Origin of the sequence: Synechococcus sp. CBW1002 (genome assembly GCF_015840915.1) — a bacterium.
In the GTDB taxonomy this organism is placed as follows: Bacteria; Cyanobacteriota; Cyanobacteriia; order PCC-6307; family Cyanobiaceae; genus CBW1002.
In genome coordinates this window covers 3121236-3134979 of the sequence record NZ_CP060398.1, presented here as the reverse complement: position 1 = coordinate 3134979, position 13744 = coordinate 3121236, and the positions used below count along the sequence as shown (strand labels likewise).

The 13744-nt window shown below is 61.8% G+C and carries 13 protein-coding genes; 5 read left to right on the top strand and 8 right to left on the bottom strand.

All coding sequences use genetic code 11. The features are described from left to right. Positions 1 to 159: 159 nt before the first annotated feature. Positions 160 to 1617, bottom strand: coding sequence for an ammonium transporter (locus H8F24_RS15420; RefSeq protein WP_197155279.1), 1458 nt, complete (start codon positions 1615 to 1617; stop codon positions 160 to 162). A gap of 296 nt (positions 1618 to 1913) precedes the next feature. On the opposite strand from H8F24_RS15420, the gene H8F24_RS15415 reads away from it, so the two are divergent. The 5 genes from H8F24_RS15415 to H8F24_RS15395 all read left to right on the top strand — a co-directional run bounded on the left by H8F24_RS15415 (position 1914) and on the right by H8F24_RS15395 (position 5417). Then, entirely contained in the window at positions 1914 to 2255 is a 342-nt protein-coding gene (locus tag H8F24_RS15415) for a P-II family nitrogen regulator (RefSeq protein WP_197172415.1), read from the top strand. Positions 2256 to 2412: 157 nt separating this feature from the next. Beyond that, positions 2413 to 3669, top strand: a complete 1257-nt coding sequence (locus H8F24_RS15410; protein WP_197170164.1) for a glutathione S-transferase family protein — start codon at positions 2413 to 2415, stop codon at positions 3667 to 3669. 82 nt (positions 3670 to 3751) lie between these two features. Further along, positions 3752 to 4468, top strand: a complete 717-nt coding sequence (locus tag H8F24_RS20270; RefSeq protein WP_197155275.1) for a M23 family metallopeptidase — start codon at positions 3752 to 3754, stop codon at positions 4466 to 4468. After that, on the top strand, positions 4465 to 5052 hold the full coding sequence (locus H8F24_RS15400) for a DUF2808 domain-containing protein (RefSeq protein WP_197170163.1): 588 nt from the start codon (positions 4465 to 4467) through the stop codon (positions 5050 to 5052). The genes H8F24_RS20270 and H8F24_RS15400 overlap by 4 nt, the downstream gene beginning before the upstream one ends. 215 nt (positions 5053 to 5267) lie before the next feature. Next, positions 5268 to 5417 carry a hypothetical protein gene (locus H8F24_RS15395; protein ID WP_197155271.1) on the top strand — a complete coding sequence of 50 codons (150 nt, stop codon included), beginning with the start codon at positions 5268 to 5270 and terminating at the stop codon, positions 5415 to 5417. A gap of 141 nt (positions 5418 to 5558) precedes the next feature. Here the strand turns inward: H8F24_RS15395 and H8F24_RS15390 are convergent, their stop codons facing one another. The 7 genes from H8F24_RS15390 to H8F24_RS15365 form a co-directional block, all read right to left on the bottom strand. Beyond that, on the bottom strand, positions 5559 to 7727 hold the full coding sequence (locus H8F24_RS15390) for a glutamine synthetase III (protein WP_197170162.1): 2169 nt from the start codon (positions 7725 to 7727) through the stop codon (positions 5559 to 5561). A gap of 76 nt (positions 7728 to 7803) precedes the next feature. After that, positions 7804 to 8196 carry a Hepatitis C virus core protein gene (locus H8F24_RS15385; protein WP_197155262.1) on the bottom strand — a complete coding sequence of 131 codons (393 nt, stop codon included), beginning with the start codon at positions 8194 to 8196 and terminating at the stop codon, positions 7804 to 7806. Between the two features lie 37 nt (positions 8197 to 8233). Beyond that, positions 8234 to 9982: an NAD-dependent malic enzyme gene (locus tag H8F24_RS15380; RefSeq protein WP_231597884.1), complete on the bottom strand. Its 1749-nt coding sequence runs from the start codon at positions 9980 to 9982 to the stop codon at positions 8234 to 8236. A gap of 75 nt (positions 9983 to 10057) precedes the next feature. Further along, positions 10058 to 10789, bottom strand: coding sequence for a pirin-like bicupin family protein (locus H8F24_RS15375; RefSeq protein WP_197170161.1), 732 nt, complete (start codon positions 10787 to 10789; stop codon positions 10058 to 10060). A gap of 16 nt (positions 10790 to 10805) precedes the next feature. Beyond that, complete coding sequence (locus H8F24_RS15370; protein ID WP_231598313.1) at positions 10806 to 12398, bottom strand: glycosyltransferase; 1593 nt, start codon at positions 12396 to 12398, stop codon at positions 10806 to 10808. Positions 12399 to 12458: 60 nt separating this feature from the next. Beyond that, positions 12459 to 13016 carry a hypothetical protein gene (locus tag H8F24_RS19680; RefSeq protein WP_231597883.1) on the bottom strand — a complete coding sequence of 186 codons (558 nt, stop codon included), beginning with the start codon at positions 13014 to 13016 and terminating at the stop codon, positions 12459 to 12461. Further along, a complete protein-coding gene (locus tag H8F24_RS15365) occupies positions 13016 to 13723 on the bottom strand; it encodes a DUF4079 domain-containing protein (protein WP_197170160.1) in 708 nt (235 codons plus the stop codon). Before H8F24_RS15365 ends, H8F24_RS19680 begins: the two co-directional genes overlap by 1 nt. Between the last annotated feature and the right edge of the window lie 21 nt (positions 13724 to 13744).

Below are 13744 nucleotides of genomic sequence, written 5' to 3'. Positions count from 1 at the left end.
AAGAAACATGTGTCTTATCTCCTGATTCAAAGAAACTCCTAACCTTTAAGGGCCTCCCCTGTCGACAAAAAAAATCACCGATCCGGAGAGCAAGCCCAGGAGCGGTGATTGAATCAACAAAATTCTGAAACCCTAATGAGGATTATCGGAATTTAAAGTTCACTTTGCAGAAGATGCAAAGTCGGGATAAGCTTCCATGCCATGCTCGCTAATGTCGAGACCTTCGATTTCTTCAGACTCTGACACCCGAATGCCTCCAAACATGGCACCAATGATCGACCAAACGATCAAAGAGGTGATCACAGCGAAAATGCCATAGGCAAGGACGCCGACGATCTGATAGCCGAATTGGGTGAAGCCATGGCCGTAGAACAGGCCTTTCTCCTGATTGAACAGCCCAACTGCAAGGGTTCCCCAGATTCCACAGGTGCCGTGCACGGAGAAGGCACCAACCGGATCATCAATCTTCAGGCTGTCGATGAAGGCAACCGAGAAGACCACGAGGCCGCCACCGATGAAGCCCATGACCCAGGCACCAGCCATCGAAATGCCGTCACATCCCGCAGTGACACTGACCAGACCGGCAAGGATGCCATTGATGGTCATGGTGAGGTCGGGCTTTCCACCTCGAATCTGGGAGATGACAGTTCCGGAGATCGCACCACCAGCAGCACCCAAGGTGGTGGTCACGGCGATGTAAGGAACAGCCTGATCCATGGCGAGTTGGGATCCAGGGTTGAATCCATACCAACCGATCCAGAGGATCAGGCAACCGAGAGTCGCAATGGCCATGCTGTGACCAGGCAAAGCCATCGGCTTGCCGCCTACGAATTTACCGATCCTGGGACCAAGCAGGATTGCACCGACCAGGCCAGCCCAGGCTCCGAAGGAGTGAACGATCGAGGATCCAGCAAAATCAATGAAACCCCCGGCTTCGCCACCGAGACTGGAAAGCCATCCACCATTCCATTGCCAAGCGCCGGCAATGGGATAGAGAAATCCAACCAAAATCAGCGAGAAAACAACAAACTCGCCAAACTTGATCCTTTCAGCAACAAGTCCGGAAACGATTGTGGCCGCCGTAGCAGCAAATGCAACCTGGAAGAAGAAGTCAACAGAAGGAACAAGGCTGCCTTCGGTGACCATTTCAGCAGTTACTTCGGGATCAAAGAAAAGCCCGTTGAAGTACAGCCAACCATCAACCAGCGCATCGCCGTACATCAGCGAAAAGCCAATCAACCAATAGGCGCTTGCCGCAAGAGCAAACACAATCAGGTTCTTCAGCAGAATGTTGACAGCATTTTTTTGCCGGCACATTCCCGCCTCCACCATGGCGAAACCGGCGTTCATGAAAACGACGAGGATCGCGCAGACAAAGATGAACATGTTGTTGGCCAGGAACGCTGGCGTGAGCTCAGGGAGCTCAGCCGCGTGGGCCGACAGGTTGAAAACGCCCAAACCAAGCAAGGCCAGTGGCACGCAGGCCAGCCAGGTGAGGGAGCGTTGGGATGAGAGACCCCGAATGCTGCGAACAATCAGCGACGGAGCCTCAATGAGACTGGCCTCCTGCAGACGCCTCGAGGCGGTGCGTCTGGGGGCGCGCGGAGCAACTGTCATGGAGCGTGATGACTCAAAAAAAAGCAGAGGCTGCACGGGAGTGGAAGGCCATGAAGCCCTTCCCTGAGGTCCAAAAGTGCTCGTTAAGGCACCTTTGCTAAGTGTCCGTCGCTACCAAATCGCCAATCCGTGCCTCCAGGGGCCTGTCATTCCTCAATCCACACCGTCTGGCTGATTCCCATGCAAGCGGCAGCTGTGTCAGCGATTCGTCGCATCTGCCGTTGCATCTGGCAACATTTGCTACACACCTCCGGGCGGACCCTGACAAAGTGGAGATCCAGCCACTTGCCAAAGCCTTGAAACAGATTCAGGCCATCATCCGTCCCGAAAAGCTCGATCCCGTCAAGGACGCACTGGTGGAACTGGGCATCAATGGGATGACCGTAACCACCGTCCAAGGCTTCGGCAAACAGATGGGGCACACAGAGGTGTATCGCGGTGTGAAGGTGGAAGCACGTCTTCTCTCCAAGACTCTCCTGACCTTGGTGGTGACTGACGATAGCTGTGACAAGGTCGTGGAGGCTCTGCTCAAGAACGCCCAGACCGGTGAGATTGGCGACGGCAAGATCATTATTACCAACGTCGAAAATGCTATTCGCATCCGGACCGGTGAATCCGGAGATGTCACTCTGATCTGAAGCTCACTGATTTGAAGCTCACTGATCTGATTGCTTACTGAAAATTCCTTTATTGATCAGTTCGCTCCTTAGTCCTTTTGGGCTGAGGGGTGTTTTTATTATGTGGCTGGTTTTGTGAGCGTCACGAGTAGAGGCTCGATACTCCATGATTGTTGTCATGCCTTCCGAACTTTCGCCAATCCCATTCGAGGCCTGCTTGCCACTTGACTGGCTCAGCCTCGAGACGCTTGCAGCTTCACTGGACGATCCTGTTGAAGGTCTGACCAATTCCCAGGCGACCTTGAGGCTGTTCGGACAACCCGAGGCTTCCGTTCGGGTCACCCTGTACCGCGACCACCACGCCTGGTGTCCGTATTGTCAAAAGGTCTGGCTGTGGCTGGAGGAGCGGCGGGTTCCCTATCGCATCCGCAAGGTCACGATGTTCTGCTACGGCGAGAAGGAGTCCTGGTACCGCCAACGGGTTGCCTCGGGGATGTTGCCCGCTCTGGAGATCGATGGACATCTGGTTACCGAGAGCGATCGCATCCTGGAGACTCTGGAAACAAGTTTTGCTCCACTCGGTCCAGGCATGAACGATCCCACTGTGCTGCCCCTGCGGCGCCTGGAACGCCAGATCTTTCGATCCTGGTGTCAGTGGCTCTGCACACCGAGCCGTTCCATCGACGACGACAGTCACCGCCGTGATGCGTTTCGCCGTGCTGCCCAGTGCATGGAAGCAGAGCTGCAGCACACTCCTGGCCCCTTCCTGCTGAGTGACTTCAGTACGGCTGACCTGGTTTTCGTGCCTTATTTCGAGCGGATGGCGGCTAGCCTCCTTTACTACAAGGCTTATGCCTTGCGTCAGGAGCATCCAGCCATCGATCGCTGGTTCCAGGCCCTTGAGCGACGCCCCACGTATCTCGGGACCCAGAGCGACATCCATACCCACGCCCACGATCTGCCCCCTCAGATGGGTGGCTGTTATCCCAGTGGCACGGCTGAACAGCAGGCCATCGCCAGTCGAGTCGATCGAGGTCCATGGCCCATTTGTGAGCCCGACCCCGAAACGTCTGCACCCGTGCCGCCGGATGCTGCGGCCGTAGCCCTCGCCAGGGTTCTGCGGCATCGGACTGTGCTGGTGGCGCGCCAACCCTCCAACAGCGGCTTTGATCAGGCCCTGCGTGCTGCTCTCACCCGCCTGATCCAGGGGACGGCATGCATTCCACCTCCAGGCAGTGCCGTCCGGCTGCGTGACCTGCGGGATCACATCTGCGTTCCGCGCGATATGCCGCTTCATTCAGCCCGGCTGCTGCGCCAGGCCCTTGAGGACACAGCAAAGCTCGATCCACGCAGCCCCGACGATCAACCACCAGCCCTCTCACAGCGCCATCGCCGGGATCAGGATCCGCGTCCATTCCTGACAGCCAGTCGCTGAAGCTGTCCCTGCCACTGGACGGTGGCGCGGCTTCAGTTCACCGTGTGGCTGTTCTGGTCGTTCCGCTTGAACGGGTGATGTGATGGCCGCTTCAGGCTCTCTGGCCCTGCTGCTTGTTGTCCTAGGGGGAGCCCCAGCCTGGGCGTCATGGGACGAAACCGCAGCGCCGGGAATTCCCCCCAGACCAGCGACCATTCCCACGCGTCTGGCGGTGGCCGATGTTCTGCCATCTGCTGGCTCGTTGGACGATCGCGCTGCGGACCACAGCAACGCGGTTTCAGGTGTGCAATCCATTCCTCCACTGCTGGATCCCTTGGCTGGAGCGACCCAGCAGGTGGATCCCTGGGGTTGGCGCTTTTCCGAAGCCCGCGGAGCCTGGAGAATGCATACGGGCCTCGACCTCGCCGCACCCGCTGGAACTGGTGTGCGAGCCAGCCTTGCAGGGACCGTTGTTCTGGTTGAATCCGTTGGTGGGTATGGCCTCACCGTGGTGCTGGCTCACACCAGCCAACTTGAGACGCTCTACGCCCACCTGGAATCCACGGATCTCCAACCAGGCGATGCGGTCCAGGCTGGCCAGCCGATTGGCCGCGTCGGCATGAGTGGGCAGGCCACCGGTCCCCATCTTCATTTTGAACTGCGACGCCGTGGCGATGTTGCGGTTGAGGCACTCGACCCCACCCCCCATCTGACTCGACTTCTACCACCACCAGTTCTTCCGCCGCTTCCAGAGTCAGCACCGGGAACGTTGGCAGCGCTCGCTGAGTCCAGCCAAGCAACCAGTCAAGGCGCGCCATGACCTCCAGCTTCGACATCACAAGGCTGAATCCTTGGAAAAGGACCCGGGTTGGATTGGGGCTGTTGTCCTGTCTGGCTTGCGCAGCAGTCTTCCAACCCCTGAGAAGTGGAGCTGTCGAGCTACGCGGCAGCACGGTGTTCCTCAGAGCCCCCTGGAAAGTAGATCTGAGGAGTTATTACACCAATGTCTTCGAGCGTTGGGCTGAGTACTACTTCACCCTCACCCTTGCCGAGGATGCTGGTGCATCACTCGGCGGTCTCACCATTCAGCAGACTCGCGGTGCAGACTGGCAATTCCCCTTCAGCCCGGAGAGAACCCGGGCCTTTCTAGGGCAACCCCGTCACGGTGGAGCTCCAGTCCCGGTTGAAGCCAGCTTTGACCCAAGTCTCCGCCGCTTCAAGCTGAGCTTCCCAGAGCCGATACCGCCCGGAAACACGATCACAGTGATGATCAAGCCATGGCATAACCCTGCCCAGGCTGATACGTACATGTTCCAGGTAGAAGCCATTCCAGCTGGACCCAACCCAATACCATCAGCCGTTGGATCAGGAACCCTGCGGATCTATTCCATCGATCGTTATTGATTCAACAGCCTGGGTATCTGAGTGTTCGCCAATCTCCATTGGTTGTACTCACTTCAACCCCAATTCCGACCGGACCGCCCACGGCACCACCCATTTCCTGCCACCAACTGATCGCTTCACTCCAGGCTGACTCGAGCGAGTCATAGAGATCATCCAGAACCGGGTGAGGCATGCCCTGCAGGTCGACCAACCGATACAGGCGTGGACCAACGGCATTGAAGCCGCCACCTCGCTCGAAAGGGCGCGGTGGAGACGAGCTGGACGTGCTGCTGCGCAAGGAGGGAGAACGGGAAGCGCTGGCAGGCGACATCGATGCAGACATCGGCAAGCAACTCAGAGACCATCAAGGATCATCGCTCCTGTGACAGCTGCTGACTGTCACCTTTACGACATCTTCAGAAGCTCACGCTCCAGGGCGCCAGCGCTGCTTCGGCAGAAAGCCCCGAAGGGCGAGCCTTCGGGGCCAAGAACAACCCGATGTGAGTAGGGGCTGAATCAGGTCAGACTCAACGCAAGAACAGCATCTCCTGGTAGGAAGGCAGGGGCCAGAGATTGTCGTCCACCAGGGCTTCCAGCCCATCCACTGCAGTGCGCAGGTCTGACATCAAGGGAAGCAGTGTTTCAGCACAGTGCCGCATGTGGGCCTCGGTGCCGTGGGGGGGCTGATCAATCGCCGTCTGGAGGGAGCCACTGACTTCCATCAAGGTCTGGCTGAGGGAGGCAACCGCATTCTGGGTTTCGGGAGACACCTGCAGGCCCATGGCGGTCTGCAACTGCAGCGAGCCAGCCAATTCACCCAGATAGCGCATGGCGGCAGGGTAAATCTGAGACCGGGCAATCTGCACGGCCAGCTTGGCTTCCACTTCAATCGCAAGAATATATTGCTCTGCGTAGACCTCGAATCGGCTCTCCAGTTCGACCGGTGTCAGCACACCGGTGTGCTCAAACAGTTCACGAGTGGAAGCACGTTGCAACACCGGCAGGGCATCCGCTGTGGTACGAAGATTCTCAAGACCACGCTCTTCAACAGCCATGCGATGCCAGGCATCGGAATAGCCATCGCCACCGAAGACCACGTTGCCGTGCTTCTCCATGACCTCTTTGAGCACAACCAGACTGGCTTCTTCCACGGAGGTTCCACTGGACAGCTTGGCTTCCAGCTGATCGGACACCCAGGCCAGTGAATCGGCCAGAATCGTGTTCAGAGACACCAGCGGTCCAGCCACAGACTGGCCCGAGCCCACGGCACGGAATTCGAAGCGATTACCGGTGAAGGCAAAGGGAGACGTGCGGTTGCGGTCGCCGGCATCCTTGGGGAATTCGGGAAGGGTCGCCACACCGAAATCCATCATTCCGCCGATGGATGAACTACTCAGGCGTCCCTCACGGATCTGGTTGAACACATCCTCAAGCTGACTCCCCAGATAGACCGAAATGATCGCCGGGGGTGCTTCGTTGGCCCCAAGACGGTGGTCGTTGCTGGCCGTGGCGATCACCGCCCGCAACAGTGGACCATAGAGATGGACACCTCGGATCACCGCACCGCAGAACAGCAGGAACTGCAGATTCTCGTGAGGCGTGTTGCCGGGATCGAGGAGGTTGCCCTGGGTTGCGTTGCCGATCGACCAGTTGACATGTTTGCCGGAGCCGTTGATGCCGGCAAAGGGCTTTTCATGCAGCAGGCACACCATGCCGTGCTTCTTGGCCGTGTTGCGCAGCACGGTCATGGTCAGCTGCTGGTGGTCGGTGGCTACATTGGCCGCCTCAAAATAAGGAGCAATCTCGAACTGGGAGGGAGCCACCTCGTTATGGCGGGTCTTGGCGGGAATGCCGAGCTTGTAGAGCTGACGCTCCACGTCCTGCATGAACACCTGCACCCGTTCGGGGATCGCGCCGAAGTAGTGGTCATCGAACTGCTGGCCCTTGGCAGACGACTTGCCGAACAGGGTGCGACCTGCCAGCAGGAGGTCGGGGCGCAGAGGCAGATAGGCATTATCGATCAGGAAATACTCCTGCTCCGCGCCACAGCTGGAGTTCACCTGAGCGATGTCGGTTTCGCCCAGGAGACCCAGCAGCCGCTGGGCCTGGGCATTGACAGCGGCATTGGAGCGGAGCAGAGGGGTCTTCTTGTCGAGGGCCTCGCCCGTCCAGGAGACGAAGACGGTGGGGATGCAGAGGGTGACGCCATTGGGCGTCTCCATCAGATAGGCCGGACTGGTGATGTCCCAGGCGGTGTAGCCGCGGGCCTCGAAGGTGGAGCGGATGCCGCCATTGGGGAACGAAGAACCATCCGGCTCGCCCTGCACCAGCAACTTGCCGGTGAATTCCGTGATGGCGCTGCCATCTCCCTGGGGAGAGATGAAACCATCATGTTTTTCGGCCGTGGAGTTGGTGAGGGGATAGAAAACATGGGAGTAATAAAGGGCACCCCTTGCCGTAGCCCATTCCTTCATGGCCTGGGCCACCACATTGGCCACCGACACATCGAGCTTGCTGCCGTCCTTGATGGTGCGCTGCACCGACTTGAAAATCTCCTTCGGCATCGCCGCCTTCATTTTGGCGAGCGTGAACACGTCACTGCACCAGAGGTCTTCAAGGCTCTGGACCGGAGCGGTGGCCACCGGCTGTCGTTGCTGAATCTGCTGTGCAACGGCGAAGCGCTGGGGGCTGGGCATGGTGAAGGACGAGAGGCGGATGGATGACATCCAATCCCGAGACCCCTCCCTCTCCTTGCAGCGGTTGCTACAGAACTCAGCCCAGGTAATGGCGATGCACCGGCCGGCACCAGTAGACCAGCAGCGCCACGTTGGTGACCCACAACAGAGGAAGCACCAGGGCCAGAACCGGTCGGCCAGAGGCCACCAGAGCCAGTCGCACGATCCCATAGGAGAGGCTGGTCGCCAGACTCATGGACAGGGCGACGATCGCCAGAATCTGACCCCAGCGTCGCCAGCGCAGCAGGGCGATACAGGCCACAAGACCCACGACGATCGTGGGCAGGACAGCGCTGCTGATCACCACCAGATTGGCGACCTTCAGGTCAGGATCCAACAGAATCACCGCGATGCCTAGGGGGATCGCCAGGATGTTGGCGATCAGTCCGGCCCAGGCCAGGCTCTGATAGCCACTTGGGGGATCCTGCATGTGGGGAGGGGTCAGTGCGGGGGACGGGGGGACGGGCTCAGATGGCTTGCACCGGGCCATAGTCTGCGCTCCAGCGCGCCGCCTCCAGGCAGGCCAGGGCCTCCGCTTCCGTGGTGGCATGTCGGGCCAGGCCCTCGGCCATGGCTGTGATGGCCACGGCTTCGGCCACCGTGGCGGAAATCGACTGCACCTCTGAAAGCGACGGCATCAGCGGAGCGTCCGGATCCTTGGTCGCTGGGATCCTCTCCGCCAGGGCCAGGGTTGCGGATTCGATCATCGCCTCACTCACCTGGCGCGCTCCCACGGCCACTGCCGCAAAACCCAGGCCCGGATAGAGGAAGCAGTTGTTGCATTGCCCGATCCGTCGACTCTGACCTTCGACAACCACGGGATCAAAGGGGCTACCCGTGGCCACCAGGGCCCGCCCATGGCTCCAGGCCAGCAGGTCGGCCGGAGTGGCCTCAGCCAGGGTGGTGGGGTTGGAGAGGGGAAGAATCACCGGACGGGGCACCACGGACCCCGGCAAGCTGGTCCCTCGGGTTGAACCATCGCCGTCAAGGCCACCCAGCATCGTCTCCACCACCTCCCGGGTGAAGGCCCCGGCCACCGTCGAGGTGCCGATCAACACGCTGGGCCGCACCGCTTCCACCACCGCCAGCAGGCCAATCCGGCCTGAGGCATCACGGCGGAAGCTGCCGGCCTCCTGACGGGGACGACCGAAGGCCGCAGCGGCCTCACCCGCGTCACCGTCCAGCAGCAGGCCGTCGCGATCAATCGCCCAGATGTGGGCCCTGGCCTCCGCCTCCCCCATCCCCTCGGCCCGCAGTAACCGCACCAGCCGATCGGCGATCCCGCAACCGGCGGTGCCAGCGCCGAACACCACAATCCTTTGCCCGCTCAGCTGCCGCCCCTGACCGCGGCAGGCCGCCAGGATCGCCGCTGCGGCCACCCCACTGGTGCCCTGGATGTCGTCGTTGAAGCTGGGAATCCGTTGCCGGTACAGCGCCAGGTTGTGGCGCGCCTGGTGCATGCCGAAGTCTTCCCAGTGCAGCAGGCAACCCGGGAAGGTACGCTCCACCGCGCCGATGAAGCGCTCGATGAATCGGTCGTAGGCCTCGCCCCGCAGCCGCGGCTGCCGCAGCCCCGGATAGAGGGGGTCATCCAGCAGCTCCTGGCGGTCAGTCCCCACGTCCAGCACCACCGGCAACATCTGGGCCGGATGGAGACCGGCGCAGAGGGTGTAGACGGCCAGCTTGCCCAGGCAGATCTCGATGCCCCCCACCCCCTGATCCCCGATACCGAGGATGCCCTCCGAATCGGTCACCAGCACCAGATTCACGGGTCGGCCCGCCGCAGCCTGTTGCAGCAAGGTCTCAAGTCGGTCCTGCTGGGACGGCAACAGATAGACCCCCTGACTGGGACTGCGATAGCGGTGGCCGAAACGCTGGATGGCGCGCCCCACGGTGGGGGTGTAGACCACGGGCAGCACCGCCTCGATGTGATCGCTGAGGAAGCGGTAGAACAGCACCAGATTGCTCTGGCGAAGCTGAGCCGCAAAGGCGAATTTCTGCAGGTCGTCGTCGAAAGCCTCGAAGATCCGCCAGGCACGCTCGGCCTGCAGCTCCAGTGATTCCTCCTGCCAGGGGAGCAGCGCCTCGAGGCCGAGCTCCCGTCGCTCCTGTCTGGTGAAGGCCGTGTCCTTGTTGAGCAGCGGATCGGCCAGAACGGCGGCCCCCCGCAGACGCGTGGCCTGCACCGGATGGATCGCGTGGGACGGAACAGACACCGGAGACGACCTGGCAACCGACAGACAGCACTGCCGGAGGGGGTCCTCACCCTGCCATGGGCCCGGGCTGGGTGATCAACGCAGCTCGAAGAGCAGCACGTCGGCGGGCTCCCTCCCCGCACGGAAGGCCCCGATCGAGGCGGCGTCAAAGCCGAGACCGTCACCCGCCAGCAATGGAGCGCCAGCTTCGGCAATCTCGAGACTCCCCTCGATCATCTGGATCCATCCCTGGGTGCCGGGCTCGAGCGGGTTGGCCAGACGATCGCCCGGCTGGGGCCTGGCCCGCCAGAGCCGTACGGGGCGCTCGATCGCCATGGCACCGCCAGATCCTTCCGGATCGAGCAGGAGGGTCCAACCAGCGCCGATGGCGAAGGGCTTCTGCTCGTAGGCGGGCGGAATGCCGCGGCGGCTGGGCTCGATCCAGATCTGCAAGAGCCGGCAGGGCGTGGAGCCGCCATTGATCTCGCTGTGGACCACACCGGTGCCGGCACTCATCCGCTGGACTTCGCCAGCCCGCAGGATCTCGGCATGGCCCATCGAGTCGCGGTGATGCAACTCCCCCTGCACCATCACGGTGATGATCTCCATGTCGCGATGGGGATGCATGCCGAAGCCCCGGCCGGCGGCGATGGTGTCGTCGTTGATCACCTTCAGTGGGCCAAAGCCAATCCAGGCGGGATCAAAGTGATGCGAGAACGAAAACGTGTGCCAGCTCTCCAGCCAGTCGAAGCTGCTGTGGAACCGCTCGCCAGCACGGCGACAGAGCAGCAACGGAGAGGGCCTGGTCTCAAGGGGAACGGCGGGCATGGGGGTCAGGCGAACGTCAGGAAACTCTGCGATCCCTTGCCGTGCCTGGCAAGTCTTCAACCCAGCTCCGCTGGGGGATCAGGCTGCGCTGAAACCAGGTGTCGGGCCCGCAGGGGCGCAGCAGCAACCGCAGCACCGCCGGCAGGGCCAGCAGCTCGAAGGGCGCCGTGCGCTGCGGCCAGAGCCGATCACGGCGGTACAGAAGCGTCTGCAGCTGGTCACGCTGCTGCGGCGACAGTGCTCCCCAGCGCCCCGCCAGGCGCCAGCCATCCCGCCGCCGGTCGCCCAGCGAGGAGATGAGCAGCGGCGACTCCAGAAGCTCCAGGGGCACTGAGTCCAGACCGGGCAAGCCCTCCACGGTCCAGACAACGTCTGACGACGTGATACAGGATTCTGCAGCCGGCGATGACTGAGCAGGGGCCTCCAACTCGATCCCCTCTTCACTGATCGCCATCACGCTCAGGCTCAGCGGTGGCAGCGGAGCCCCCTCCTGGATCGGGGTCAACCGGATCAGCGGCTTCGGCTCGAGCCGGAACCAGGGGAGATCGCTGTCGGCGCTGCGATCCCAGCAGCAGCGCACCGCCAGCAGCAGGAGCAGCAGGTTCGTGCAGGCCCAGACCATGGTCACAACCCTGGTGGCGGGCGGAAGCGGATCCAGAGCCGCGAGCTCTGGGCCGGTGAGGGGCCCGTTCAACAGATGCACCAAAGCGATCAGCTGGAGGCTGAGCAAAAACAACAAGGGGAGCAGCAGTTGTCGTGACGGTCCAAGCCGGCGGCCCCAGGGACGCTGCTTGGGCGTCACATGAAAGCGAAGGGGGCGCCCGAACAGGGTGGACAGCACCGCGCCAGCCAGAGGGACGACAAACAACCAGCGGTACAGCTCAGGCAACAGGGCCGTGCGCGCATGGCCACTCAACCAGCGGCTGAGAAGCATTTGCGCCAGAAAGAAAGGCAGCGCTTCACTGAACAGGCCGGCGGCAGTGAGACGGATTGGTGCCACCCCGAGCAAGCCAAGGCTCAGCGGAAACAGCAACAGCAGCAGCTGAGGCAGCACATTGAACCAGTGCAGGATCCCCTCGAGATAGGCCAGGCGCTGCAGTGGGGTCAGGCCACGGATGCGGAAGGGGCTGGCTCCGGTGCGCAGGATCTGCAACGTGCCGCTGGCCCAGCGGCAGCGCTGGCGAGTCATGGCGGCTGCGGTGAGCGGAGCCAGGCCGGCGCTGAGCTTTTCGGCCACGAAAATGTTGCGGTATCCGGCGGCTGCAATCTGGATTCCCGTGGCCAGATCTTCCGAAGATGTGGCGGTAACGAAGCCGCCCACCTGCTCAAGGGCGCTGCGGCGCATCACGAAGGATGTGCCGGCACAGACCACGGCACCGAGGGCCTGCCGAGTGGGTTCGATCCAGCGATAGAAAGTTTCCTCGTCAGGCAGCAGCCATCGCTCCATGGACGCATTGCGTACCACGGGATCAGCATTCATGTAACTCTGCGGGGTCTGCACAAACCCAACGCTGGAGTCATCGAACAGCCCTACGGTGCGCCGAAGGAATCCATTCAGTGGAACCACGTCGGCATCGAAGACAGCCACGAGGTCACCACTGCTGTGCAGAAGGGCATGGTTCAGGTTGCCGGCCTTGGCATGGAGCCGTTCCCCACGACTCAGGTAGAGTCATCCCAGCCGGCGGCAGAGCAGCTCCAGCTCAGGGCAGGCAGCGTCATCGAGCAACCAAACGGTCTTGATGGGATAGTCCATCGCCAGACAACCGCGCAGGCAGCGTTCCACCAGGCCAAGCGGCTCGCCATAGGTGGGGACGAACACATCGACCCTGAGCAGAGGGTTTGCCGAGAGGGAAGCAACCGCCGACTCCTCATCGCAAAGATGCAGTACGGACGGTGGGTCGCTCTCAGTTTGCCTCGCTGTCTGGATGCATGGAACAGCGACAGGGGTGTCCCGACGGTCAGCCGCAGAAGCAAGGGCATGCTGGGTCATCCGGCCTTCCAGCCGGGCGGCGGCGGCGGCCACAGTGGCCGTCACAGGAGGAGGGGGTATCAGGGTGAACCAGAGCTGCAGGAAGGTGGTGGCCAGCAGCAGCAACTCAGCCGCCAGCAGCAGAAGGCTCAGGCCAGTTGACAGGGGTGAACTGAGGTTGAGCGTGCTGCCGCAACGCCAGATCAGATAACGCGCTGCCAGAACGGTGAGCAGCGCCACAGCCCAGGGAAGACGCATCAACCCGCTGGCGGCTGGAGCGGCGGGCAGACCTGACGAACAAAGTCGCAGGTCGCAATGGCGGGTTTCTGCCAGTTCAGGGGGATTTCCAGCAGATCGCGCGGCCCACTGATGCCCTGGGCAAGAAGCAGCAGACCCGCCAGGGCACTGGCAGTCAGGTGAAGGCGACGCCAGGGGAGGCTGCGAAGAATCTCGGGGCGTGCCGCGACACCGAAGAGCAGCAGGCCGGTGAGTCCGACCCCTCCCCAGAAGTGGGATTGCCAGAAGGCCGGGTCAAGTGGATTGTCGCTGAGTCGCCAGACCTCAGGCTGCATACCCAGGCCGATGACGCCGATCCAGCACAACAGGGCAAACGTGGCCCTGTAGGGAGCGGCCTTGGCCCGCCAGAGCAGCACGAGGGCAGCAGTTGTACCGAGCAGCACCAGCACGAGCAGGACCAGGCGTCCTGCGCCGCCTTCGAAGGCGGAGAGGGGATGCTTTGTCGCGATCACCACGCTGAGAGCCACCAGCTCGATTGCCACCACCGTTGTGGCCAGCCAACGGCCCAGATCGGCATGGTCTCGGCCACTGGTGGGAGGGGTCTTGGCCTGCTTGAGGCGCCGCTGGCGGGTCTGCTGAGCCAGACGGAGCACGATGCCGAGCAGTGGATAGACCACCACCACAGCCAGCACGGGATGTATCAGCCACAACCAGTCGATCGTCTGCATGGTGGAAGCTTGACTCGTGAA